Genomic DNA, 824 nt, shown 5'->3' with positions numbered 1-824 from the left:
CAGGGCTGCCACGGTCACGGTGCCGAGATAGATGTAAGCGCGCTTGTCGTAGCGGGTGGCCACAGCCCGGAAGTTCTTCAGCCGGTTGATCGCCCGCTCGACAACGTTGCGCTTCTTGTAGCGCTCTTTGTCGAACCCCGTCGGGCGTCCACCGGCCGAGCCGCGCCTGCGGCGATTGTCCCGCTGGTCACGAGGCTCGGGAATGGTGTGCGGGATCTCGCGCCGCCGCAGGTAGAAGCGGTTCGCGCGTGAGCTGTAGGCCTTGTCCGCGCTGACGCTGTCCGGCCGGCTGCGAGGACGGCCGGGCCCGAGCCGGGGCACTGAGATCTTCTCCAGCACCGCCTGCAACTGCGGGCTGTCGCCATGCCGGCCCGGGGTGAGCACCAGCGACAGTGGCCGGCAACGGCCGTCGGCGGACAGGTGAATCTTTGTGGTGAGACCTCCGCGTGAACGCCCTAGACATTCACCTGCTGGACCACCTCCGCCAGGCGGGCGGACAAGCTCAGCAACGCCGGATCGCCCCGCTTTGTCCCGCCGCGCGCCCCCTTTGCCGCAGGGACCGCAGGCGGAGGTGTTTTACGCGCTCCGGCCGCATGCTGATGAGCCCGAGCCGTGGTCGAGTCGACCGACACCTGCCAGTCGATCTCGCCCTCGGCATCCTGGACGGCCTGGACCTGCGCGAGCAGATGCGCCCAGGTTCCGTCAGCTGACCAGCGGCGATGCCGCTTGTACACCGTCAGCCACGGTCCGAAGCGTTCTGGCAGGTCCCGCCACGGCACTCCGGTCCGCGCCCGGTACAGCACGCCGTTGATGACCGTGCGGTG

1 protein-coding gene is annotated in these 824 nt (G+C 68.9%); it reads right to left on the bottom strand.

Annotated features, from left to right (window positions below; all coding sequences use genetic code 11):
* Positions 1-824, bottom strand: a protein-coding gene (locus FLW16_RS46430) for an IS5 family transposase (RefSeq protein WP_396687280.1) whose coding sequence is annotated in 2 segments (ribosomal slippage) — positions 1-558 and positions 561-824 — 822 coding nt annotated over the 2 segments. Because the reading frame shifts where the segments join, the coding sequence is not laid out codon by codon here. This gene is flagged as partial in the annotation.

Origin of the sequence: Microbispora sp. KK1-11 (genome assembly GCF_006874435.1) — a bacterium.
GTDB lineage: Bacteria > Actinomycetota > Actinomycetes > Streptosporangiales > Streptosporangiaceae > Microbispora > Microbispora catharanthi.
The sequence above is the reverse complement of the archived record's forward strand: the minus strand, read 5'-3'. Positions and strand labels throughout refer to the sequence as shown.